This window comes from Pseudomonas baetica, assembly GCF_051216495.1.
Lineage (GTDB): Bacteria > Pseudomonadota > Gammaproteobacteria > Pseudomonadales > Pseudomonadaceae > Aquipseudomonas > Aquipseudomonas baetica_B.
Genome location: NZ_JBPKAM010000046.1, coordinates 26894 through 50171 on the forward strand (window position 1 = coordinate 26894; position 23278 = coordinate 50171).

The 23278-nt window shown below is 59.1% G+C and carries 24 protein-coding genes and 2 pseudogenes; 14 read left to right on the forward strand and 12 right to left on the reverse strand.

Annotation, left to right across the window (positions count from 1 at the left end; genetic code table 11):
* The first annotated feature begins 24 nt into the window (after positions 1 to 24).
* Positions 25 to 957, forward strand: a complete 933-nt coding sequence (locus tag ACSFE6_RS17255; RefSeq protein ID WP_435428764.1) for a LysR family transcriptional regulator — start codon at positions 25 to 27, stop codon at positions 955 to 957.
* Positions 958 to 996: 39 nt separating this feature from the next.
* On the opposite strand, the gene ACSFE6_RS17260 is transcribed toward ACSFE6_RS17255, so the two are convergent.
* Positions 997 to 1266 (reverse strand): hypothetical protein, encoded by a 270-nt coding sequence (locus tag ACSFE6_RS17260; RefSeq protein ID WP_435428765.1) that lies wholly within the window; start codon positions 1264 to 1266, stop codon positions 997 to 999.
* 252 nt (positions 1267 to 1518) lie between these two features.
* On the opposite strand from ACSFE6_RS17260, the gene ACSFE6_RS17265 reads away from it, so the two are divergent.
* Positions 1519 to 1809: a hypothetical protein gene (locus ACSFE6_RS17265; RefSeq protein WP_435428766.1), complete on the forward strand. Its 291-nt coding sequence runs from the start codon at positions 1519 to 1521 to the stop codon at positions 1807 to 1809.
* Between the two features lie 309 nt (positions 1810 to 2118).
* On the opposite strand, the gene ACSFE6_RS17270 is transcribed toward ACSFE6_RS17265, so the two are convergent.
* The gene (locus tag ACSFE6_RS17270) at positions 2119 to 2772 is read right to left on the reverse strand and encodes a TetR/AcrR family transcriptional regulator (RefSeq protein ID WP_435428767.1); all 654 of its coding nucleotides are present in this window, start codon (positions 2770 to 2772) and stop codon (positions 2119 to 2121) included.
* A 164-nt stretch (positions 2773 to 2936) separates the two neighbouring features.
* On the opposite strand from ACSFE6_RS17270, the gene ACSFE6_RS17275 reads away from it, so the two are divergent.
* From ACSFE6_RS17275 to ACSFE6_RS17295, 5 genes are all read left to right on the forward strand, one after another.
* Positions 2937 to 3353, forward strand: a complete 417-nt coding sequence (locus ACSFE6_RS17275) for a hypothetical protein (RefSeq protein WP_435428768.1) — start codon at positions 2937 to 2939, stop codon at positions 3351 to 3353.
* A 185-nt stretch (positions 3354 to 3538) separates the two neighbouring features.
* Positions 3539 to 4210 (forward strand): MarC family NAAT transporter, encoded by a 672-nt coding sequence (locus tag ACSFE6_RS17280; protein ID WP_435428769.1) that lies wholly within the window; start codon positions 3539 to 3541, stop codon positions 4208 to 4210.
* Between the two features lie 221 nt (positions 4211 to 4431).
* Complete coding sequence (locus tag ACSFE6_RS17285; protein ID WP_435428770.1) at positions 4432 to 5892, forward strand: DUF3300 domain-containing protein; 1461 nt, start codon at positions 4432 to 4434, stop codon at positions 5890 to 5892.
* 26 nt (positions 5893 to 5918) lie between these two features.
* Positions 5919 to 6809 carry a DUF2950 domain-containing protein gene (locus tag ACSFE6_RS17290; RefSeq protein ID WP_435428786.1) on the forward strand — a complete coding sequence of 297 codons (891 nt, stop codon included), beginning with the start codon at positions 5919 to 5921 and terminating at the stop codon, positions 6807 to 6809.
* A gap of 96 nt (positions 6810 to 6905) precedes the next feature.
* Positions 6906 to 7202 (forward strand): hypothetical protein, encoded by a 297-nt coding sequence (locus ACSFE6_RS17295; protein ID WP_435428771.1) that lies wholly within the window; start codon positions 6906 to 6908, stop codon positions 7200 to 7202.
* A 9-nt stretch (positions 7203 to 7211) separates the two neighbouring features.
* On the opposite strand, the gene ACSFE6_RS17300 is transcribed toward ACSFE6_RS17295, so the two are convergent.
* Positions 7212 to 7568: a type 1 fimbrial protein gene (locus tag ACSFE6_RS17300; protein ID WP_435428772.1), complete on the reverse strand. Its 357-nt coding sequence runs from the start codon at positions 7566 to 7568 to the stop codon at positions 7212 to 7214.
* A 108-nt stretch (positions 7569 to 7676) separates the two neighbouring features.
* Positions 7677 to 7784: pseudogene (locus ACSFE6_RS17305) on the reverse strand (ArsR family transcriptional regulator); the annotation flags it as partial.
* Positions 7785 to 7975: 191 nt separating this feature from the next.
* Between ACSFE6_RS17305 and ACSFE6_RS17310 the strand changes: the two are divergent.
* Positions 7976 to 8362 carry a VOC family protein gene (locus tag ACSFE6_RS17310; protein WP_435428773.1) on the forward strand — a complete coding sequence of 129 codons (387 nt, stop codon included), beginning with the start codon at positions 7976 to 7978 and terminating at the stop codon, positions 8360 to 8362.
* 407 nt (positions 8363 to 8769) lie between these two features.
* Here ACSFE6_RS17310 and ACSFE6_RS17315 read toward each other — a convergent pair whose 3' ends face one another.
* Together ACSFE6_RS17315 and mqo are read right to left on the reverse strand one after the other, a co-directional pair.
* Positions 8770 to 9081, reverse strand: coding sequence for a DUF6124 family protein (locus ACSFE6_RS17315; protein WP_435428774.1), 312 nt, complete (start codon positions 9079 to 9081; stop codon positions 8770 to 8772).
* 887 nt (positions 9082 to 9968) lie between these two features.
* Complete coding sequence (gene mqo, locus ACSFE6_RS17320; RefSeq protein WP_435428775.1) at positions 9969 to 11612, reverse strand: malate dehydrogenase (quinone); 1644 nt, start codon at positions 11610 to 11612, stop codon at positions 9969 to 9971.
* A 408-nt stretch (positions 11613 to 12020) separates the two neighbouring features.
* Between mqo and ilvD the strand changes: the two genes are divergently transcribed.
* Positions 12021 to 13703 carry a dihydroxy-acid dehydratase gene (ilvD, locus tag ACSFE6_RS17325; protein WP_435428776.1) on the forward strand — a complete coding sequence of 561 codons (1683 nt, stop codon included), beginning with the start codon at positions 12021 to 12023 and terminating at the stop codon, positions 13701 to 13703.
* A gap of 141 nt (positions 13704 to 13844) precedes the next feature.
* Here the strand turns inward: ilvD and ACSFE6_RS17330 are convergent, their stop codons facing one another.
* Together ACSFE6_RS17330 and ACSFE6_RS17335 are read right to left on the reverse strand one after the other, a co-directional pair.
* Positions 13845 to 14708: a methyl-accepting chemotaxis protein gene (locus tag ACSFE6_RS17330; RefSeq protein WP_435428787.1), complete on the reverse strand. Its 864-nt coding sequence runs from the start codon at positions 14706 to 14708 to the stop codon at positions 13845 to 13847.
* Positions 14703 to 15503: pseudogene (locus ACSFE6_RS17335) on the reverse strand (MCP four helix bundle domain-containing protein); the annotation flags it as partial. The gene ACSFE6_RS17330 and the pseudogene ACSFE6_RS17335, both read right to left, overlap by 6 nt.
* A 173-nt stretch (positions 15504 to 15676) precedes the next feature.
* On the opposite strand from ACSFE6_RS17335, the gene ACSFE6_RS17340 reads away from it, so the two are divergent.
* Entirely contained in the window at positions 15677 to 16108 is a 432-nt protein-coding gene (locus ACSFE6_RS17340) for a nuclear transport factor 2 family protein (RefSeq protein ID WP_435428777.1), read from the forward strand.
* A 138-nt stretch (positions 16109 to 16246) separates the two neighbouring features.
* Here the strand turns inward: ACSFE6_RS17340 and nirD are convergent, their stop codons facing one another.
* The 3 genes from nirD to ACSFE6_RS17355 all read right to left on the reverse strand — a co-directional run bounded on the left by nirD (position 16247) and on the right by ACSFE6_RS17355 (position 19922).
* Entirely contained in the window at positions 16247 to 16621 is a 375-nt protein-coding gene (nirD, locus tag ACSFE6_RS17345) for a nitrite reductase small subunit NirD (RefSeq protein WP_435428778.1), read from the reverse strand.
* Entirely contained in the window at positions 16621 to 19182 is a 2562-nt protein-coding gene (gene nirB, locus ACSFE6_RS17350) for a nitrite reductase large subunit NirB (protein ID WP_435428779.1), read from the reverse strand. Before nirB ends, nirD begins: the two co-directional genes overlap by 1 nt.
* Positions 19183 to 19721: 539 nt before the next feature.
* Complete coding sequence (locus ACSFE6_RS17355; RefSeq protein WP_435428780.1) at positions 19722 to 19922, reverse strand: YbdD/YjiX family protein; 201 nt, start codon at positions 19920 to 19922, stop codon at positions 19722 to 19724.
* A gap of 242 nt (positions 19923 to 20164) precedes the next feature.
* Between ACSFE6_RS17355 and ACSFE6_RS17360 the strand changes: the two genes are divergently transcribed.
* The 3 genes from ACSFE6_RS17360 to msrA are packed head-to-tail and all read left to right on the forward strand — an operon-like array spanning position 20165 to position 21850.
* The gene (locus ACSFE6_RS17360; RefSeq protein ID WP_435428781.1) at positions 20165 to 20770 is read left to right on the forward strand and encodes an SCO family protein; all 606 of its coding nucleotides are present in this window, start codon (positions 20165 to 20167) and stop codon (positions 20768 to 20770) included.
* Positions 20770 to 21288 carry a copper chaperone PCu(A)C gene (locus ACSFE6_RS17365; protein ID WP_435428782.1) on the forward strand — a complete coding sequence of 173 codons (519 nt, stop codon included), beginning with the start codon at positions 20770 to 20772 and terminating at the stop codon, positions 21286 to 21288. The genes ACSFE6_RS17360 and ACSFE6_RS17365 overlap by 1 nt, the downstream gene beginning before the upstream one ends.
* 52 nt (positions 21289 to 21340) lie before the next feature.
* Positions 21341 to 21850 carry a peptide-methionine (S)-S-oxide reductase MsrA gene (gene msrA, locus ACSFE6_RS17370; protein ID WP_435428783.1) on the forward strand — a complete coding sequence of 170 codons (510 nt, stop codon included), beginning with the start codon at positions 21341 to 21343 and terminating at the stop codon, positions 21848 to 21850.
* A gap of 111 nt (positions 21851 to 21961) precedes the next feature.
* Here msrA and ACSFE6_RS17375 read toward each other — a convergent pair whose 3' ends face one another.
* Entirely contained in the window at positions 21962 to 22372 is a 411-nt protein-coding gene (locus ACSFE6_RS17375) for a DUF1801 domain-containing protein (RefSeq protein WP_435428784.1), read from the reverse strand.
* A 210-nt stretch (positions 22373 to 22582) separates the two neighbouring features.
* Here ACSFE6_RS17375 and ACSFE6_RS17380 point away from each other — a divergent pair, with 210 nt between their 5' ends.
* Complete coding sequence (locus tag ACSFE6_RS17380) at positions 22583 to 23167, forward strand: hypothetical protein (protein ID WP_435428785.1); 585 nt, start codon at positions 22583 to 22585, stop codon at positions 23165 to 23167.
* Positions 23168 to 23278 lie beyond the last annotated feature (111 nt).

A 23278-nucleotide genomic window follows, 5' to 3' on the forward strand; every position in this document is an offset into this window, starting at 1 on the left:
GATCTTGCAACTGGAGAGCCGCACATGAATACGCGACAGCTTCACCATTTTGTGGCGGTGATGGACACCGGATCACTCAGCGCCGCTGCCGAGGCTGTGCACTTGAGCATTCCGGCGTTGTCCAGAAGCCTCAAAGCCCTGGAAGACGAGCTTCGTGTATCGCTATTCGATAGAAGCAATCGCCGCTTGCGCCCTACTCCTTATGCGTTGGAGTACCTGGATCGAGCACGGCGCATTGTGTTTGATGAGCGCGAAGGCGCACGGGCATTGAGCCTGATGAAGAACGGCGCCTACGGCCCCCTGGCGTTTGGGCTCGGGTCTTCCCTGGCGGTAGACTTGCTCGCGCCCTTGATCAACGAATTGATTGCCCATGGGCCAAATCTGAGAGTTCAGGCACAGGTGGAAAGCACCAATGCCCTGCTGGACTCACTGCGAAAGGAAAAACTCGATTTCTTCGTGGGCGACGTCAGTGCCGCCGCCAGTTCTTCGGACCTGTTGTCAGAGCCTTTATATAAATGCACTTACGGTTGGTTTGTCAGACACGACCATCCGCTGGCCAATAAAAAGAAAATAACCATCAGCGAATTGGAAAACTTTCCAATCATAGGATCCGGTTATATCAGCGACACCCTGGCATTCAATATTTCACAACTGTATGGATGGCAATTGCCGCTGGAGAAGAACTTTTCCGTCAACATAAACAATCTTGAAACCATCCATAAACTCCTCTCTTCCTCTCACATGATCTCCCCCTCTACTTACAACGCGATGCATCAACCATTAAAAAACAAAACCGTCGTAGCCCTGGACGTCTACCCTCCCCTAAAGCTGGATATGACCTTGGGGATTGTAAGATTGGCGTTTCGCACGTTGGTACCGTCTACGGAGCACGCGTTCGAGATCATAAGAAACTATTTCGTCAAACTAGACAAAGAAATTGCCAACTACATTATTTAGCCGCCGCGTAAAACAATAGCGGCGAGGCCACAACTTGCTTCACTTCAACTGCGTTCTTATTTCGGTCCCGGGCACGAAAAATTTTTCGGGATCATCGACCTGCTTCAGGTCAATCAAGGCTCGGCAAATGCAATGGGAGAATTGTTCCTTTATCGCGTCGGGGTCTTGCCATGCCATCTGCGATGATTGCAGGGGTTGTCCGTTGGACGATTTATAGCAGGTACAGTTGTCGAGTCGAGTGATGCCGTTATTGCTCTGACACGCAGTGGTCAGCAATGCAATCGCGATGAGCATGACGAAGCGTTTCATTGGCTCCCCTCCCAGGCTGTGCTGCTCGATAGGCCCGACACTAGAAGCAAGCTTAGCTCTCATTTTCCATCGCTCCATCCACTGGCGAGCTTTGGCCGCTTTGGGCCCACGATCAGCCGATGGTCGTGGCACTGCGCCTGTCGTTGGCGCATGGCTAAGCTTAATAAATCGGGGGTAATTGAAACCGGGGGGGGGTGACAGCGATCAGCGAACCTGGCTTGGCAGCAAGACAGGACTCCAAAGGAGACGAACATGTATGCAGTCATAAGAACCTACCTGGGTACTGGCGCCAAGCAGCTTTTCGAGCTTCTGGAGAAGCGCAATGCCGATGTCGAGGCGACCCTGCGGGGAGTGCCTGGCCTTGTCACCTACACATTGCTCAATACCGGAGATGGCGGCACGGCAGTGACTGTATGCACAGACAAGGCCGGCAGCGACGCGAGCTTGAAAGTCGCACGTGACTGGATTCAGAAAAATGCATCGCATATCCACGCGAACCCGCCGATCGTGACGGAAGGCCCGGTGATTGTGCAGATCAAATAGCACGTCCTCCCGACGGCTCAGTCGACGGGACGCAGACGAGTCGCCAGGTTGAGCAAGCCCAGAAAAATACGGGCATGCCGATCGTAGGTGTCGCGGCTTGCCGGGAGCCTTTACTGCTGTTTTCGATGGGGTGGCGCCCACCCCACCCCGCTTTTGTGTCGGCAGCGCGGTCAGCACGAAGACCCATTTGTGGGAGCGGGCCTGCTCGCGAAGAGGGCGTGTCAGTCACACTGATGTTGTTTGACACACCGCCTTCGCGAGCAGGCTCGCTCCCACAGGAGGACTGCCTTGGCCTGAAGGTCGAGCCACTCAAGACCGCTTGCGCCGCGCTTGGTCTTCCTCCGCCAGTGCCTGACACACCAACGCCCGAGCCGCCCACGCCGCGGTACTCACTGACTCTTCAATGCTCGCGCCGCCGACATCGCGCACAGCGATCAACGCTTCGGTGCCCATGACGATCGACAACGCCTGCTTCAGTCGCTTTCGCGCCCGGGGTGAGAGCACGTCCTTGAGCGAGTCGACGATCGGCTCGATGTAGCTCATGCGTCGCCCCGGTCGCAGGGGCATCCCGGACACCTCGTTTTCCAGCCACACCGTCATGAACGAGCGCTCCATCACGTGCAGGCCGATCTCGTCGTCGATCAACAGCTTGTTCAGCGCAGTGGCGGCCTGGCCAATGCCCTTCACCGGATCGTCCCCCGGTCGCCAGATACGCTCCAGCGGCGTCATGTCGCGATCGGCCGCCGTCTCGCTGATCAATGCCTCAATCGAAGGAAAGTAACGATAAGCCGTGGCCCGCGACACCCTGGCGCGCTCCGCCACTTGCGCAACCGTCGGATTCAGCCCCTCATCGCGCATGGCGATGGCGGCATCGATGAGCGCCTGACGCGTTCTCAATCGCTGGTTGACGCGACCTTGCGGGTCGTCGTGACCATTCGGCGGAATTGACTTTTTGGGCGACATGGAATCGATGATACTCCGTCTTGTAATGAGACTTGAGTCTCATAATAGACACAAGGAAACCCATCAACAACCGGTCGAAGCCATCGGGCACGATGTCACGGGATGTGCCACTGGCATGACGACTTCAGTAACTGAACGCGCCTCGGGCGCATGAGGTGAATGCCATGCATCACAATCCCCTTTCGCGGACCTGGTTTCGGCTGGCGGCCGTCTACTTTGCTATCGGCGTGCTGCTGGGCGTGGCGATGGGCGCGTCTGGCGATCACTCGCTCTACGCGGTACATGCCCATGTCAATCTATTGGGATGGGTGTCCATGGCCCTGTTCGGGCTCGTCGGCAGCGTGTGCCCGTCAATCACCGAAGGGCGCGTATCGGCTGCACAGTTCTGGATGTACAACGTCGGCGTTCCGGTGATGCTCGCTGCACTGACGTTGCGCCTCAAGGGGTTCCCTTCAGTCGAACCATTGATTGCCGGCGCCTCCCTCCTCATTGGCTGCAGCGTGCTGATTTTTGTCTGGCTGGTGTTCTCGCGCATCGGTGTAACCGCCGGGTACTTGAGCGGCGAGTCGCGTCTGTCATAACGCAGAAAACCGGCCACGGCGTTTGGGCAGGGTATCGATACCCTGCCCTTTGCGACATGGACCTGACGCCTGCCGGTGCGCATTGGCAATCAATGTCTATGCTCTGGCATACGTGCAATTCGACTCGTCATCGAAATCTGAAACTATAAATGGAGTGCACCGACAAAATTCCGGGAAATCAGCACATGACCGATTTATTCAACGCCATTGCACTAGGATTGCTGGCGCTGCTGCCACTGACCAATCCTCCCACCACAGTGGCCCTGTTTCTCGCCCTCAGCAAAGGACTCAGCCAGAAGGAAAAGAACGAACAAGCATTCCTGACCTCGCTCTACGTCTTCCTGATCATGACCGTGACCTACTACATCGGTGAGTACGTGATGGATGCCTTTAGCATCTCCATACCGGGCTTGCGTATGGCCGGAGGCGGGATTCTGGTCATCCTGGGTTTGAAAATGCTGTTCCCACCGCCTGCCCGCGCTCCTACTGCGGTCAACGTTAACGAAAAAGCCAGCTTTGCCTTCATCCCGCTTGCGATGCCCAGCACCGCTGGCCCCGGGACCATCGCGATGATTATCAGCTCGGCCGCCACGATCAAGCACAGCACGCTGTTCCCGGCTTGGGTGCTATTGGCCGCCCCTCCGTTAATTTTTTTGTTGACCGCCCTAATCCTTTGGCTATGTTTACGTGGCTCCGGCGTGGTCATGAAGGTAACAGGCGAGTCCGGTATTGATGCCATCTCACGCCTGATGGGCTTTTTGCTGGTTTGCATGGGCGCCCAGTTCGCCATCAATGGGACAGTTGAAATCGTGCAAACCCTCATCGACAACAACGCTCATCTTTTCCGTCCACACTGATTCGATCGCCCTGTATGGAAGAAGGCGATGACCACTATCAGCAATAGGACTTGTGCCTGGGATTTTTTCGCCTGTTGCGAACGGAAAAAAAACATTGCATTGAATCCGGGGTATCAAAATCTCTTTGCTACCCTTAGTGAACGTCAACGAGGCGGGCTGTTTTCCTTCCTGACATTGATCCAGCCCTTTCAAGGACTGACTGGCCACACGGGGATGAGGCAATGCGTATTTCACTGTTTTACGCGGTGTCGGCTGTATTGTTTCTTGGTGGATCTCCTTGCCTCGCCCAGACTCCGGCAGCGCCTGCAACCGCAGCCGCTGCCACACCTGTCGCGGCAACGGCCAAAGATCCCGTATTTACCCAGGAGCAGTTGGACCAGATGCTTGCTCCCGTGGCGTTGTACCCGGATCCCCTGCTGGCACAAGTATTGATGGCCACCACCTACCCTGGGGAAATCGCCGAGGCGGTGACCTGGTCCAAGGCACACCCGGACGCCAAGGGCGATGACGCGGTCAAACAAGTGGCGAACCAACCCTGGGACCCTAGCGTTCAGGCCTTGGTCGCCTTCCCGCAAGTCCTGGCAACCCTGGGCCAGGACCCCGTTTGGGTGCAGCGCCTGGGCGATGCCTTCCTGGCACAACCCGACGACGTCATGAACGCCGTGCAACGCTTGCGTCGCCAGGCGCAAGCGGCGGGCAACCTGCAGAGCAACCAGTATCAGAACGTGACCGTCCAGAACGCCCCGGCGCCGGCAACCACGTATTCTGCTCCGGCCCCCGCCAGCAGCTCAACCATCATTATTCAGCCGGCCGATCCACAGGTGGTGTACGTCCCCACTTACAACCCGACCACGGTCTACGGCACCTGGGCCTATCCTGCATCGCCGCCCGTGTACTATCCACCGCCACCTGCCTATTACCCCGGCCAGGCATTGATGGCCGGGCTGGCGTTCGGTACCGGCGTGGCCATCGTCGCTTCGTTGTGGGGTGACTGCGACTGGGGCGATAACGACATCGACATCGACGTCGACCGCTACAACAACATCAATCGCAACACGCAAATCAACAGAAACCAGAACAAGTGGCAGCACAACTCCGTTCACCGTGATGGCGTGCCTTATCGTGACAACCGCAGCCGCGAGCAATTCGGTCGGCAACTGGACGGCTCCCGGCAGCGGGAAGCCTTTCGCGGCGATACTGCTCAGCGTGCCCAGGCCCGTGAAAGAGCGCGCGGCTCCATGGACAGGGCCGGCTTCGAACGCCCTCCCACCAACAATCGACAGGCCCGTGATCAGGTACGCAGAGCCGAGTCCTCCCCCTCGGTCGGCAATCGGATGCAAGGCGGCGCGGACAGACCCAGGACAGCAGACAGAGGCCAGGGCACCGGCAGAAACATTCGGGAGAATCAGCAACCCCGCAGACAAACCGCTCAAACGAATCAACGCAGACAGGATTATTCGCAGGTCCGTCAGCAAAATCGACCGGCCGCCAGCCCCGGAAGTGCGCGCAACAACGCCTTCGCCGGCGCACGTTCACCGTCTCGCAGCAATGAACAAGCCTTCCGTGGCCGGGCCAGCCAGGCCTCTGCCCAGCGCCCCGCCGCCGCGCGATCCGCCGGCCATCAGATCAGCAGGCCATCCGGTGGTGGAGGCATGCGCCAAAGAGGAGGAGGTCGCCGGTGAACAAACATCCTCGGATCAAAGCACTCATGGGCGCACTCCCCTCTGCCCTGGCACTCGTTGCCGGTCTGGCATGGTCGTGCATCGTTACGGCACAGCAGTCATTTCCAACACCGGAAAAGGCCGTTCAGGCATTCGTTGATGCCCTGGGCAAGAAGCAAGCCGATCAGGCACGCCTGACCGAGCTACTGGGTGAAGAATGGCGCAGTTTCATCCCTCGAAGCGGCATGCAGCGCAGTGATGTGGATGCGTTTATAAAGCTGTACCACGAACAGCATCGCATCGAAAAACCCAGCGAACGCGAGGCCGTCCTTTCGGTCGGCAAGGACCCATGGACGCTGCCGATCCCCATGAAAAAAACCGCCAACGGTTGGCGCTTCGACATCAAGGCCGGCAGCGCCGAAGTTCGGGCACGTCGCATTGGCAGCAACGAACTTTCCGCGATGCAAGCGGAGCTGACCTACCACGACGCCCAGATGGAGTATGCGTCAGTGGATCGTGACGGTGACGGCGCCCTCGAATATGCACAGCAAATCTTCAGCACCCCCGGCAAGCACGACGGACTGTATTGGGCGGAAGACGACAGCGGTCAAATCAGCCCGTTGGGCCCCTTGTTCGGCAAGGCCGTGGCCGGCGAAGACTGGCATGGTTACCACTTCCGCATCCTTAAGGGACAAGGTCCATCGGCACCCGGTGGCGCCTACAGCTACCTCATCGGAGACAAAATGAGCCGTGGCTTTGCCATGATCGCCTGGCCGGCCAAATACGATGACACCGGTGTGATGAGCTTCATGATCAGCCATGAAGGACAGATCTTCGAAAAAGACCTGGGCCCCGGCAGTAACAAAGTGGCGGAGTCGATGAAGCTGTTTGACCCCGATGACAGCTGGAAGGAAGCGTCCGTCGATCAGCCGCAGTAATCGTCAGTCTGCCGAACGGCACCAAGGGGGGGGCAACCGCCGTCTACGCTGAACAGGACACGATCACACACACGCCGATGCGGCAGGGGAAACGGGATGACCGGCAAACCACTGCGCCAATGTTCGTCATGGCTGCTGCCTACCCTGCTCGCCATCAGCCTGGCGCTGGTCGCGGGCTGTGCACGAAAGCCCGTCACCTACGCACGCACCCCGAGCATAGGCTCAAATTGCTATGCAAAAGCGCTGCCCACCGCTGGCGAAGGTGGTCTGGCCTGGGGTTCGACCCTGAGCGTGGCCCGGCAAAAATCCCTGAACAATTGCATACGCTATGCCGGCCGGTCCGGTGGCACGCCGGATACCTGCCAGGTGGTGTTGGCGGAGTGTAAAAATTAGAGCCCTCTGTCAGGGCAGGATCATTGTGATCAAGTATTGCCCGGACTGCACCGGTTTGCCTGTCCCATCCAATAATCGGTATTGCTGATCGTAGTACCGGCCCTGCCCTTTGTCGGCGATCAGCGTGACCGTGATATCGGTGCGAGCAACGAGCGGATCATTCACTTGAATGACTGTGCCACGGCCGGCAGCAGGACAAGCGTTCAACACCAGGGTAGCGTCTGCCCCCAGGCTTGAACGGCAGCCGCGCTCAACGATGGCCCCCTCGAACCGGATTGAGCCTGGAGCCGTAAGTGCGGCTGCCCAGCAAGCGCTGTTCAATGTCAGGAAAGTGCAGACGGCGACAGACAGATACCTGATCTTCATTGCTCACGCTCCCTGTTGTGGTAAGGACTACGTCGTCACTGATGGACGGAACTTGAGCCTACAGTAACGATTCGTTACCGATAACCCAGGTTCAACCATGGCGTGCACTCACAGCCTGGTTTTTACAGTGACGAACATTTTTATGCGGTCGTGAATCTCCTGGAGCGCATGACGAAATGGCTCATGTCGCTCACTGGTCGTCGGGTCTTCAAAGTTTCACGCTTGCCCTTTCGATGTCCAACTCGCTGGCACAGTGATCTGAAAAACGCACCGCTCAGTAAAGCAGCGCGCTCGATCGCCCGACTTCAAGTCGACGGAATGCGCTGTTTCCAATTTTTTCAGTGGCGGCTTCGCTTGCGATCACGGTCTATGGTGATTGCAGGTGTGCGCGGCGAGAGGACCGTTTCATGAAAATCGTAGTCACCAGTGTGATGGTCGACGACCAAGCCAAGGCGCTGGCCTTCTACCGAGACGTGCTCGGTTTCGAACTCAAGCATGACATCCCGATGGGGCAGTTTCGCTGGCTGACGCTTACTTCACCGGGCGATCCCGATGGCGTCGAACTGTTGCTGGAGCCGGACGCTCATCCGGCGGCGAAACCGTTCAAGGCGGCGGTGAAACAGGATGGCATTCCCTATACCTCCTTTGGTGTCGACGACGTCCATGCCGAGTACGCAAGGCTATGCGCCGCCGGCGTGCGCTTTACACAGCCGCCGACGGCCATGGGGCCGGTGACCACGGCGGTGTTTGATGATACGTGCGGTAACTTGATCCAGATCGCGCAAAAGCAATGATCTGTGGCAGTCATGCGAACGCCATCGCGGGCAAGCCCGCTCCCACAGGTTTTGTGTCGATCACCAATATTGCGTACGCCGCAATACCTGTGGGAGCAGCTTTCAACCCCAGCGACGGCCCTTGCCCCCTCACGTCGGGGAAATGGTCGCCAGCAAGCCAATTGCAATCGTCAGCACCAGAAAGCCACCCAGAAAAATCGCCATCTTGCCCATAAGGCCCCCTACACATTGAGTTTGCGGTGCACCGCTGCCAGGGCTGCGGAACTTGCCGCTATTGTGCGGGGCGAACTGAGTGCATTACAGAGGCAGAAAGCGCGGAAAAATACGGATCAGATGGAAACTGAACATGAAAAAGCCCGCTGACCGATAACGGTTCAGCGGGCTTATTCTTACGCCTTACATTGAGGCTACGCCTGCGGATCGACGTGATCCAGCACGCGATTCACCGACAACTCCGCGAGCGCGATCATCTGCTGGATCCCCAAGGCCAGATTGCATTTCGGGCCGTCGAGGATAAACGCCAGCTCACTGGCCATGACACTGGCCGAGGCAAGGGTTTCGCAGGCGTGAACCAGCAGGGTTTCGTTGTTGACGTCGGGGGCGATGGTGAAGATGGGGTTGGGGCGGCGCTCGGCCATGGCTGGCTTTGGCGGTGGCATTAGTGGATCGGTTTCGGGGGATTGAACAGTTGCAGATGGATTTGCGTTTTCGTTGAGCATACTGGAACTCCAAATAGACTGGGCTCCTATGAAATCGGGCTACCACACCCGATCGCTGAATTGGCAGCGACGGCGGGAAGGTTAACGAGAGGGCCTGGCAAGCGCAAGTCTGGATGGTGCGCGTTATCGTTGACGTCCATCGCGAGCAGGCTCGCTCCTACAGTAGATGGTGGTGTTGCCAGATTTTGTGATCGACACAAAACTTTGTAGGAGCTGTCGAGTGGAACGAGGCTGCGATCTTTTAATTTTTAAAAGCAAAGATCAAAAGATCGCAGCCTTCGGCAGCTCCTACAGTTGATTGAGTACATTAGTGAAGATCAGGTCGGCTGTCAGGCCGCCTTCGCGAGCAGGCTCGCTCCCACAGGGGATTGGGTGCACACGCTAATCCAGGTCGAGTGTCAGCTCGCCTCGACGGCTTTTGATTTTGATCTGCCCGCCCCATCGGGAGGCTGAGCGGAGGCGTTTATCCGGGGAGTGGCGCGCAGCGCCGTTCGACGCAGTCGAACACGCTGCATGTAGGTGCAGCGAAGCAAACCGGAGGGCAGTGTCCCCGGATGAATGCCGGAGCGAAGGAACCCCGAGCCTTGGCGAGGGGCCGGACGCCGGGGCGAGACCTTTGCTTCCTTTGGGGCGTTTGCCAAAGGGAGTCGACCGTCAGGTCGAAACCATAGGTGGCCGTTACCGCAGCAATGGATATGTACCCGGTCAGCAAGAGACAGGTCGGCTGGTAGGCCGCCTTCGCTGGCAAGCCAGCTCCCACAGGTACCGCGGCGAGCACATGAAAATCATACAACCCACCCACGAAAAAGCCCGCCAACCGTCACCGGTTCAGCGGGCTTTCTTCATTGCCATTCAGTCAGCCCCACCACTATGGCAGGACAACCGAATTACAGCGCCATATCAGTCGCTGCATTCTCTTTCACAGGCTTGGCTTTCTCAGCCGGAGCAGCCGGTACAGCCACCTGACCAATCACCGGCGGCGTTGGCAGTTCCAGCACCTTGGCGGTGTAGGCCCACTCCTCGGCCACTTTGGCCGGATCGTTGTTCAGCTGGGTGCCGTAGCTCGGCACGATCTTATGCAGTTTTTCCTGCCACTCAGGGGTCGCGACCTTGTCCTTGAATACCTTCTGGATCACGGACAGCATGATCGGTGCAGCGGTCGAGGCACCTGGCGATGCGCCCAGCAGACCGGCGATCGAACTGTCGGCGGAAGCGACGATTTCGGTGCCCAGTTTCAGCACGCCACCGGCGGCTTCGTCACGCTTGATGATTTGCACACGCTGGCCCGCTTGCCACAGGCGCCAGTCTTCGGCCTTGGCGTTCGGGAAGTACTCTTTCAGGGCGTTGAGGCGGTCTTCGTCAGACAGCATCAGCTGACCGGCCAGGTACTCGACCAGCGGGTATTCCTTGATGCCGACCTTGGTCATCGGCCACACGTTATGCGTGGTCGTGGTGGTCAGCAGGTCCAGGTACGAGCCTTCCTTGAGGAACTTGGTGCTGAAGGTGGCGAATGGGCCAAACAGGATCACGCGCTTGCCGTCGAGCACGCGGGTGTCCAGGTGCGGAACCGACATTGGCGGTGCGCCAACGGAGGCTTTGCCGTAGGCCTTGGCCAGGTGTTGCTCGGCAATGGTCGGGTTTTCGGTCACAAGGAACGAGCCGCCCACCGGGAAGCCTGCGTATTCACGGGCTTCAGGAATGCCCGACTTCTGCAGCAGGTGCAGGGCACCGCCGCCGGCGCCGATGAACACGAACTTGGCGTCGGTTTCGGTTTTGCTGCCGTCTTTCAGGTTTTTGTAGCTGACGCGCCAGCTGCCGTCTTCGTTGCGGGTGATGTCCTGCACTTCGCTGGACAGCTTCAAGTCGAATTTCGGCGTGGTTTGCAAGTGGGCCACGAACTGGCGAGTGATTTCGCCGAAGTTCATGTCGGTACCCAGCGGGCTCCAGGTGGCCGCGATTTTCTGGTTCGGGTCACGCCCTTCCATCATCAGCGGGACCCACTTCTTGATCACTGCCGGGTCTTCGGAGTACTGCATGCCGGCGAACAGCGGGCTCGCTTGCAGGGCTTCGTAACGCTTTTTCAGGAACTTGATGTTGTCGTCACCCCACACAAAGCTCATGTGTGGCGTGGAATTGATGAACGAACGCGGGTTTTTCAGCACGCCTTGCTGAACCTGCCACGCCCAAAACTGGCGGGAGATCTGGAACGCTTCGTTGATTTCAACGGCTTTCGGAATCGACACGTTGCCTTTGTCGTCTTCCGGGGTGTAGTTCAGTTCGGCCAGGGCGGAGTGACCGGTACCGGCGTTGTTCCAGCCGTTGGAGCTTTCCAGGGCGACGCCGTCGAGGCGCTCGATCATTTGCATCGAGGTGCCGGGTTCCAGCTCATTGAGCCACACACCCAGGGTCGCACTCATGATGCCGCCGCCAATCAGCAGCACATCGACCTTCTTGGCCTCTTCGGCCTGGGCCGTCGTGATCCCCAACGACAAGGCCAGCCCCAGCAGGGCTGTGTTCACTTTCTTAAACATCTGTAGCACCTATGATAAAACGTCATCCGCCCTTCGATCCTTACTCACGAGCCCCCGATTCACGGCATGACAGGCAAGTGCCTGGGGTTCTCGCGCCTAACTTTCGCAGGGTGGGCACACAAGGCCGATTGACTGCATCGACCCCAGTTATATGTCCCTTCTGAACTGACTTTTTATCTTTTTTGGCTTCAGCTACTTGAGCGACAGGGATTCCGTTCGCCCGCCTCTAAGGCAGGAAAACTGAATAGGTCAAACCAAGTTGGCGCGAAGAATATCACGACATGGCAAACCCGCGCGTCTGTTCGCGACCGGATGGTCCGGGCAGCCGCGCCTGGCCTTCTATACTGATCGGGGCTTTCTCTGGATGAGCGTGTGAGGAACAGCCCCCGAGCAATAGGAGTAATAGCCATGAGCGACAAAGACGATCTGCGCAAGTATTCCGCTGAAGTGGTCGACGGCGTCGAAGCGGCGCCAGCCCGGTCCATGCTGCGTGCCGTGGGTTTTACCGACGAGGATTTCAAAAAGCCGCAGATCGGCATCGCCTCCACCTGGGCCATGGTCACGCCGTGCAACATGCACATCGACAAGCTTGCGCTGGAGGCCGAAAAAGGCGCGAATGCCGCCGGCGCCAAGGGCGTGATCTTCAACACCATCACCATTTCCGACGGCATCGCCAACGGCACCGAGGGCATGAAGTACTCGCTGGTGTCCCGCGAGGTGATTGCCGACTCCATCGAAACGGTGGCTGGTTGCGAAGGTTTCGATGGACTGGTGACCGTGGGCGGTTGCGACAAGAACATGCCGGGTTGTCTGATCGGCATGGCACGGCTCAATCGCCCGTCGATCTTCGTGTACGGCGGCACCATCCGCCCCGGTGCCGGGCACACTGACATCATTTCCGTGTTCGAGGCCGTGGGCCAGCATGCACGCGGTGACATCAGCGACATCCAGGTCAAGCAGATCGAAGAAGTGGCGATTCCCGGGCCTGGCTCCTGTGGCGGCATGTACACCGCTAACACCATGGCCTCGGCCATCGAAGCGCTGGGCATGAGCCTGCCCGGTTCCAGCTCTCAGGATGCCGTGGGCAGCGACAAGGTCTCGGACAGTTTCCGCGCCGGACAGCAGGTCATGGAGTTGCTCAAACTCGACCTAAAGCCTCGGGACATCATGACCCGCAAGGCCTTCGAAAACGCCATTCGCGTGGTGATCGCCCTCGCCGGTTCGACCAACGCCGTGCTGCACTTGCTGGCCATGGCCAATGCGGTGGATGTCGAACTGACCCTGGATGACTTCGTCGAACTGGGCAAGGTTTCCCCGGTGGTGGCCGACCTGCGCCCCAGCGGCAAATACATGATGAGCGAGTTGGTGGCCATCGGCGGCATCCAGCCGTTGATGAAACGCATGCTGGCCGCCGGCATGCTGCACGGCGATGTCATGACCGTCACTGGCAAGACCCTCGCCGAAAACCTCGAAGATGTTAAGGATTACCCGGATGGCCAGGACGTGATCCTGCCCTTCGACCAGCCGATCAAAAAGGACTCGCACCTGGTGGTGCTGCGCGGCAACCTCTCGCCCGAAGGCTCGGTGGCCAAGATCACTGGCAAGGAAGGCTTGCGCTTTGAAGGCAAGGCGCGGGTTTATCACGGTGAGGAAGGCGCGCTGGCCGGCATTCTCAACGGCGAAGTGCAACCTGGCGAGGTGATCGTGATTCGCTACGAAGGGCCCAAGGGCGGACCGGGCATGCGCGAAATGCTTTCGCCGACTTCAGCGGTGATGGGCAAGGGGTTAGGCAAGGAGGTGGCGTTGATCACCGATGGCCGTTTTTCCGGAGGCTCCCATGGTTTCGTGGTGGGGCATATCACGCCGGAAGCCTTCGAGGGCGGGCCGATTGCACTAATCAAGGACGGCGACCTGATCACCATCGATGCTGAAACCCGGCAAATCTCTGTGGCGGTGTCGGACGCCGAACTGGCTGCGCGCAAGGCGCGGTGGGTGCGGCCGCCATCGAAGTACAAACGCGGGGTGCTGGCCAAATATGCGAAGACGGTGTCCAGTGCTTCGGAGGGGGCGGTGACGGATAAGTATCTTTAGCCGGTCAGTCCGCCGGTGTCTGGTCTATTGCTTTCGCGAGCAGGCTCGCTCCCACAGTGGTTCTGTGTACACCAAACCATTGTGGGAGCGAGCCTGCTCGCGAAGAGGCCCCTGAAGTCGGCACAAATCTGTAAGGATGGATCAGAGCCTGAAGCGATCCACCGACTGTGAAAGCTTGCCCGCCAACGAAGACAACTCATCCGTCGTCGAAGCCGTCTGCCCGATGACCTTGCTGTTGCCTTCGGACATGCCGGCAATCATCTCCACCTGATGGGCGATTTCGTTGCTGGCCAGGCTCTGTTCGCCGATGGTACGGCTGATGTCGTTGACCAGTTGCGTGGTGTTGAGCGTGGCGTCGAGGATTTCGCGGATGGCGCGTTCGACATCCGCGGTCACGGCCATGCCTTTGTCGACCTGAGCCACACCCTCCTCCATGCTGACCACTGCCTCGCGGGTACTTTGCTGAATGCGCGAGACCATGGCGGCAATTTCCTGGGTAGAAGCGCTGGTGCGTCCGGCCAGGCTGCGCACTTCGTCGGCCACCACGGCAAATCCGCGCCCCTGCTCACCGGCGCGAGCAGCTTCGATGGCGGCGTTCAACGCCAGCAGGTTGGTCTGGTCGGCAATGCCCTTGATCACCTGGATGATGCTGAAAATCCCTTCGGACTCCTTGTCCAGTGTACGAATAACCTGGGCCGACTGTTGCGCCGAACGGGCGATACCGTCCATGTCGTTGACCACCTGATGAATCACGCGTCCGCCATCCTTGGCCAGTGTCTCGGCCTGATTGGCCATGTTCAGCGCCCGTTCGGCGTGGCGTGTGATTTCCTCGATGCTCGCGGTCATTTCGCTGGCGGCCGCAGCCATGGTGCTGGCCGCGGCGCTTTGTTGCTGGCTGCTGCCGGCGACCTCGTGGCAGCCATTGCTCAACCGTTCGCTCATGCCACTGACGCCATGAGCGTTGCTGCGCACCACTTCGATCATGCCGCGTAAATCCCGCTGCATGGTGGCCAGGCTGCGGATCAATCGGCTGGCTTCGTCCTTGCGGTCGGTCTCGGCAATCGGCTCGCTCAGGTTGCCATGGGCGATGCTGTCGGCAATGCGACTGGCGCTCTGCAACGGCCCCATGATGCTCACGATCGCCGAACGGCCCAGCACGAGCAGCAGCAACAGGCTCGCGATGAGTACTGCGCCGACGGTGAAGTTGGCGTTGCTGATGGCCTGCGCCGTGCCTTGGCTGGTCTGTTGCGTGTTGCTTTCAATCAGCTCGCTGAGCGCGGCCATCTGGTCTTCCAGTTGGCTGAACGCCATGTTGAAGGCGCTCAATTCCTTCTGCGCGGTGTCGGGGTTTTCCAAGGCCAGGCTGACGATGCGTTCGGCGGCGCTGATGTAGGTATCGAGGCTGGGCTTGATCTGGTTCAGCGCGGTTTTCAGGGTGTCGTTGACCGGCAGCTTGAGATTGTCACCGAGCATCTGCCGGAAATGCGCGGTGTGCTCCTCCAGCGAACTGCGCACTTCCGCCTGGCTGCTTGTGCTTTTACCTAGCCCCACCAGCATCGCCGACAGCACGTCGGCGCGCAGGGCGTCGTGCATCATGTCGGCTTCCAGGTGATTGCGCAGTGCGGCCATGCCGACATCGTTATCTTGCACCGCTTTCGCCATCTGGCCATTTCCCAGGTAACTCACCAACCCCATGATCAAGGCAGTGAGTACGCCAGTCCCGATCAGCAACAGTAAACGCAGTTTTATGGACACTCTGTGGTTCCTCTTTTCGCACGTTTTCGAATGATTCAAGCCCATTGCTGAAAAGGTTATCGGCGGTGTCCGTCGGGAATTGAAAGCCTGGTCCCGGCTTTTAAGGCTTTGGCGACATGCGGTAGGTATCGGCCCCTATCAATTATCCGACCACCATCTTCCATTCCAGGAGATTTCTGCTAGGTTGTACGACGACTTACAACAACAAGGAAACACCCATGAAAAAGGTCAAAGTGCTAATTGGTTTTCTCTGCCTGTTCAGCGGTTACGTCGCAGCCACCCCCTCATCCAGTGACAAGGACGTAGCCCAGGCTGTCGATCATCTGACCGATGCCATGCTGCACAAGAACATCGCGCAACTTCAGGCCCTGACCGCCGAGAACCTGACGTACGGGCACTCCAGCGGCAAAATCCAGGACAAGAAAGCCTTCATTGCCGATATCGAAACCGGCAAAAGTGCGTTCAAGACCCTTGAAATGCAGAACCAGACCATCACCGTTTCCGGGGACGTAGCGTTGGTCCGTCACCACTTTTCGGCCCAGGCCCTGAAGGGCACGGAAGTGGTTCCCACCGAAATCGAGAACTTCCAGATCTGGCAGAAACAGGGCGGAAAATGGCTACTGGTAGGACGACAGGCCTATAAATTCTAATAATTCAGACTCTACATTGAACCGGTGGGAGCGAGCCTGCTCGCGAAGGCGGTGAACCAGTCTAAGCAGATGTTGACTGACACACCGCTTTCGCGAGCAGGCTCGCTCCCACAGGGTTGAAGGTAAGCTCGCACTTGATCAGGCGATACCCACCTCCACCCTCCCCTCATTCAAACGCGCCGGCCAGACCCGCAGGCGTTGTTCCGGATACTCCAGGCAACTGCCATCTTCCAAACGAAAGTGCTGCTTGTAGATGGGCGATGCCACCACCAGATCCCCCTTGATGCTGCCCACCAGGCCACGGCCAATCACGTTGGCCCCCGATTGCGGGTCATGGTTGTCGATGGCGTAGAGGGTTTTGCCCTCCATGCCCGGCAGGTAGAACAGCGCCACTTGCGCGCCGTCCAGCCAGACCACCACACCAGAGTCATTCACCAGGTCCTGCTGGCTGCACACCGATTGCCAGACAGCAGGCGAAGCGGTTTCAACGCGTTGGGTATTGGACTGAGTCATCAGACGTTCTCCTCGGTGACAGGGATCAGGTTGAGTTCGGCGGCCATGATCGGGCGCCGTTGGCCACGCTCCTGGACGAAGTGAATGTCCGGGTCTGGGCGTTTGTCGTTGACGAAGGTACGGAAGCGCTTGAGCTTTTCCGGGTCCTTGAGGGCGTTGGCCCACTCGCACTCATAACGATTGACCACCAACTGCATCTGCGACTCGAGCTCGGCACCCAAGCCCAGGCTGTCGTGGATGATCACGTCCTTGAGGTAGTCCAGGCCGCCCTCCAGGCTTTCGCGCCACACCGAGGTGCGCTGCAGTTTGTCGGCGGTGCGGATGTAGAACATCAGGAAACGGTCGATGTAGCGGATCAGCGTTGCGTCATCGAGGTCGGTGGCGAACAGTTCGGCATGACGCGGACGCATGCCGCCGTTGCCGGCGATATAGAGGTTCCAGCCCTTCTCGGTGGCGATCACGCCGACGTCCTTGCTTTGCGCTTCGGCGCATTCACGGGTGCAGCCGGACACCGCGAACTTGAGCTTGTGCGGCGAACGCAGGCCCTTGTAGCGGTCTTCGATAGTCAGGGCCATTTGCACGCTGTCCTGCACGCCGTAACGGCACCAGGTGCTGCCCACACAGGACTTCACGGTGCGGGTCGATTTGCCGTAGGCATGCCCGGTCTCGAAACCGGCTTCAATCAACTCGCTCCAGATGTCCGGCAATTGATGCAATTGCGCGCCGAACAGATCGATGCGCTGTCCACCAGTGATCTTGGTGTAAAGGTCGTATTTCTTCGCCACCACGCCGATGGCAATCAGCTTGTCGGCGGTGATCTCGCCGCCGGGAATGCGTGGCACCACCGAGTAAGTGCCGTTTTTCTGCATGTTGGCCATGAAGGTGTCGTTGGTGTCCTGCAACGGCACCAGCGACGGGTCCATGATCGGCTGGTTCCAGCACGAGGCCAGGATCGAGCCCACCGCCGGTTTGCACACATCGCAGCCGGTGTGGCCGCGACCATGCTTGGCCAGCAGCTCTTCGAAGCTGATCACCCCTTCAACCCGCACCAGTGCATACAACTCCTGACGGGTATAAGCGAAGTGTTCGCACAGGCTCTTGTCGACACTGACGCCACGGGCAATCAATTCATGCTCGAAGACTTGCTTGAGCAGCCCGGCACAACCGCCACAACCGGTGCAGGCCTTGGTTTGCGATTTGAGCAGGCCGAGGTCGGTGCAGCCGCCGTCGATGGCCGAGCAGATGGCGCCCTTGGTGACGTTGTGGCACGAGCAGACGGTGGCCGTTTCCGGCAAGGCGCCAGGGCCGAGGGTCGGCGCGCCCTCGGACGACGGCAGGATCAGCGCGGCCGGTTCCGCCGGCAAGGCAATCGCGTTCTGCATGTATTGCAGTAGCGTGTCGTAGTAGCTGTTGTCGCCAATCAGCACTGCGCCGAGCACGTGCTTGCCGCTGGCGTCCACCACCAGGCGGCGGTAGCTGGCCGTGGTCTCGTCGATGAACTGATAACTGCGCGCACCCGGGGTATTGGCGTGGGCATCGCCGATGGAGCCGACATCGACCCCCAGCAACTTGAGTTTGGTCGACATGTCAGCGCCCTGGAACGGCTCGGCAACGTCGTCGCACAGCCGCGCCGCGACACTGCGGGCCATTTGGTAGCCGGGTGCGACCAGGCCGAACAGGCTGCCGTTCCACGATGCACACTCACCGATGGCGTAGATGTTCGGGTCGCAGCTCAGGCAGGTGTCGTCGATCACCACGCCACCGCGCGGCCCGATCTCCAGTGCGCATTGGCGGGCCAACGCATCCTGGGCGCGGATACCGGCGGAGAACACCACCAGATCGGTTTCCAGAAACTCGTCGTTGGCAAAATTCATGCGATAGCGGTACTGCTCGCCCGCGCTGATCGATTGTGTGGCACGGGACAGGTGCACGCCGACGCCTAGCCGCTCGATCTGCGCCTTGAGCGCCAGGCCACCGAGGTCATCCAGTTGCACCGGCATCAGACGCGGCGCGAATTCCACCACATGGGCTTCAAGGCCCAGGCTTTTCAGGGCGTTCGCCGCTTCCAGGCCCAGCAGGCCACCACCGACCACCACACCACGCCGGGCATTGGCCGCTGCGGCGCGAATGGCATCGAGGTCTTCCAGGGTGCGATACACCAGGCGCGACTCGCCTTCGGCGCCTTCGATCGGCGGCACGAACGGATAGGAGCCGGTAGCCAGCACCAGCTTGTCGTAGGCCACGCGACCTTGAGCGGTAATCACCTCACGCTGCACGCGGTCGATGTCCAACACCGGCACGCCCAGATGCAGCGTGACGCCCGGCGTCTGGTACAGCGAGGCATCGCTCAACGCCAGCGACTCGGCATCGCGACCGGTGAAGTACTCGGACAGATGCACACGGTCATAGGCGCGCATCGGCTCTTCGCTGAAAACATGCAAGCGATAGCGGTCCAGGGCGCCGCGCTCGATCAACTGCTCGACACAATGGTGTCCGACCATGCCATTGCCGATCACGACCAGCGTTTGCAACTTGTTCAACGTGGCTACATTGCAATTCATAAACGACCCTGCCCATCACGGTTCAAAAAGCAAAAAAAAAACGCCTGAAACCTTGCGGTTCCAGGCGTCTTTGCCTGTTCTTTTGCGGTGTCGAACCAGACGGCCATGCCCGGTTCACCGATATTGCCCACGACCTGTGCGGCCAGTCGATCGACGTTGACCGAGAGGGCTGCCCATCTATATGGATGGGCTTGGGGGGATCTTTGCAGGGTTTGTGCCAGTCGATGACCGAGGCTGGAGAAATGTCGCGGGGCCGGCGGTTCAGGTGTGTTTCAGGGTCGATCTGCCGGGAGGTTGGATCAGAAAATCGCTACGCACTGGTGCACGCTGCCAGGCTTCGCGCTTTATTAAAGTGCATGTGGTTGCCGAAAATCTTCAGGCGAGAAGAAAAACCTGTGGCGAGGGAGCTTGCTCCCGCTGGGGCGCGCAGCGGCCCTGAGACTTACCACTGCGATACCCGGGTAAATTGCAGGCACAGGGTTTGGGGCTGCTGCGCAGCCCAGCGGGAGCAAGCTCCCTCGCCACAAGGTGTGTGGTGTTCAGCAACACCGCGTATTGCACTTGCCGCGACCGAACCGTGCTTCCTGACGCTCGCGGAAAAACGCCTCGTAACTCATCACCGGTTCGCCCGGGTGGTTGATCGCCATTTGCGCGACGTAGTTGTCGTAATCGGGAACGCCCACCATCAACTGGGCGCTCTGGCGGAAAAATCGGACGGCATTTTGCAGTTTGCGCAGCATGGCCATGCTCTCCATGGGGGTTGGACGCCCCTATGGAACCCCACGGATGTATCTGCAATGTGTCCGTGTACAGGCTATTTGTATTCTTGTGTAGTCAAGGCCCCGCGACGTTTTGGCGCATGACCGACCGGCGATCGATTAAGCGCCACAGGGCAACAGTTTGTTAACATCCTCGCGCTTTTTTTCGTCTGATCCGTCAGGCACTGTGTTTTTTCAGTTGCTGCACAGGAAGCTTTATTTCCATGAGTACGTTGTATTCCCGTCGCACGGTCCTGCAAGGCATGAGCCTGCTGAGCCTCGGCCTGCTCGCCGGCTGCGATGACAGCAGCAAGCTGTCGTTCAAGTACGGCAAGGATCTGAGCGACAAGATCATGGGGCGCTCCTTCAAACTCAAGGATGCCCAGGGCGAAACCCGGATGCTGGGCAGCTATCAGGGGATGATGCCGATGATCTTCTTCGGTTTCACCCAATGTCCGGCCGTTTGCCCGACGACGCTGGCCCGGGCGGCCCAGGCGAAGAAACTGATGGGCCGCGATGGCGAGCGCCTGCAAGTGATCTTCATCACCCTGGACCCCGAGCGCGACACACCCGAAATGCTCGACAAATACGTCAAGGCGTTCGACCCGAGTTTCGAGGCGCTGTATGGCACGCTGGAAGAAACGGCCGCCACCGCCAAGGAGTTCGGCGTATTCTTCGAGAAGGTGCCAAGCGGCGATACCTACACCCTGTCCCATACTGCGACCAGCTACGTGTTCGACTCCCGAGGCAATTTGCGCCTGGGGCTGTCCGCGTCCCTGACCGCTCAAGAGTGCGCAGAAGACCTGCTCACCGTCATGGAGGTTTGCTGATGACTTCGTTTTACGCGCCACGTATTAAAAAGCCGGGTATCAAACAGTTGGTTCTGGGCCTGTCCCTGATCGGCATGGCGTGGCAAGTGTCCGCCCAAACCCAGGTGAGTGATGCCTGGGTCCGCGCCACGGTGGCCGGCCAGCATTCGACCGGCGCTTTCATGACCCTGCAGGCCGACGCCGACAGCAAGCTGCTCAGCGTGCAGTCCCCCGTGGCGAAGAACGTGCAAATCCACCAGATGAGCATGAAGGACGATGTGATGCGCATGGGTCAGGTCGACTCCGTTGCATTGCCGGCCGGCAAACCGGTGAGCCTGGCCCCTGGCGGCTACCACATCATGCTGATGGACCTGACCGCCCAGGTGGCAGAAGGCAGTAAAGTGCCGCTGACCCTGACGGTGGAAAACGCCAAGGGCGAGAAAGAGACGATCAAGGTCGACGCCGACGCACGTTCTCTTGGCGCAATGGATCACGGCGGCATGGATCACAGCAAGATGGATCACAGCAAGATGCAATGATGGCCTGACAGCCTCGGTCAACGAGGCTGTTCACTGATGGGAGGTGCGTACCATGACGACCAACACCGAAACCGCGATCCTCGCCGGTGGCTGCTTCTGGGGCATGCAGGATCTGTTGCGTCGCTACCCCGGCGTATTGTCCACCCGGGTCGGCTACTCTGGCGGCGATGTACCCAATGCAACCTACCGCAACCATGGCACCCACGCCGAAGCGATCGAAATCGTTTTCGATCCCGAGCAGATCAGCTATCGCCAGATCCTCGAATTCTTCTTCCAGATCCACGACCCGACCACCAAAAACCGCCAGGGCAATGACCTGGGTACGAGCTATCGCTCGGCCCTTTATTATCTGAGCGACGAACAGCGGCAGATCGCTGAAGACACCGTTGCCGACGTCGAGGCCTCAGGTCTCTGGCCGGGCAAGGTCGTCACCGAAATCGAGCCCGCCGGCCCGTTCTGGGAAGCGGAGCCCGAACACCAGGACTACCTCGAGCGCTACCCCAACGGCTACACCTGCCACTTCATCCGGCCGAACTGGACCCTGCCCAAACGCGGTTTATGACTACCCCTGTAGGAGCGAGCTTGCTCGCGATGGACGTAACGGCACCGCGTTCATCCAGGCAGCCCTCGTTATCGTTAACGACCATCGCGAGCATGCTCGCTCCTACACGGGTTATTTGCGTTTGGCGGTATTGAGCGCCACAGCCGTGCGAATCAGCGCCTTCAAGGCGACCTCATCAATCGCATCGCCTTCATGCAGATCGATCGCACGCCGGGTGTTGCCCTCAAGGCTGGCATTGAATAACCCCGAAGGATCGTCCAGCGCGGCGCCCTTGGCGAAGGTCATCTTCACCGCGTTCTTGTAGGTTTCACCGGTGCAGATGATCCCGGCGTGCGACCACACCGGAACCCCTCTCCACTTCACTTCCTCGATCACCTCGGGGTCGGCCAGCTTGACCAGCGCCCTGACCCGCGCCAGCGTCTGGCCACGCCAATCGTCCAGGTCACGAATTTTTGCGTCGATCTGTTCGCTGGCGGAGCCCACATCCTGCAGCTGCGTCGAACCGGTCGTGTCCTTTTGCATACTCGCCTCCTCCGTTCCAATCCCCGAGTAAGGCACAGCGAAACGCAGTTCGCCATGCCATCGGTCGTGCGAAAAATGACGCGAAAAACCCGGCGCTCGCCTGACACAATTTTGCTCAGCAAGGTGCCAATTGCGATCTAGACTCAATTAACAGCGGGAAAAAGCACGCGCCAGCTCAATCAAAAGGCCAATAAAAACAAGGAATTCACCTTGAACACTTCAACCCTTTGCCTCCTGGGAGGCTTGCTTGTTTCGGCAGGTGCGTGCGCCAACGGAGTTATTCCTGTCCTCGAACTGGACTTCACAAGGTCGGCCACCGAAACCCTGAAAAAACACGGCATCAACGACGCGTGCATCATCACCGCCGGCAATCCGGGAACCTTCACCTACTGCCGGGAGGGGTCGGCAACGCTCTGGAAATATCAGATGCTGGACATGGACCCACAGGCGTTACCCGTCAAGGGCACCCTGTCTTCGTCGATGGTCGGCGGAAGAATCACGATCGCCGAAGTCAACAGCCCAGCCTGCGCCGAAGAAACGCCCAAGCCAATGGTCAATCCGGTAATTACCCGCGCAGTGGTACTCGGCCTGATCATCGTGTTTCTGTTCATGGGTTTGCGCTACACCTATCAAGCAACCAAGGACGGATTCGATGAGCGCACTCTGGTCTCCGGCACGCATATGCATCGGTCGGCGGGCTCCATTCATTTGAGTCGCTATACGGCGAAGGCCTTGGGCGCCTTTGCCATCGCCGCTTTCGTAGCCTTTGTTTATTTCGGCTATACCGCGCTTTGAATGTGGGCGTTGTGGGGGGGGGGAGTGTTTCCCCCCCCCCCCAAAAGTCGTTCCCCCAACGAGGGGACTGCTGACCACACAAAACAATCGGGAGACCCCCCCTCCCAAAAC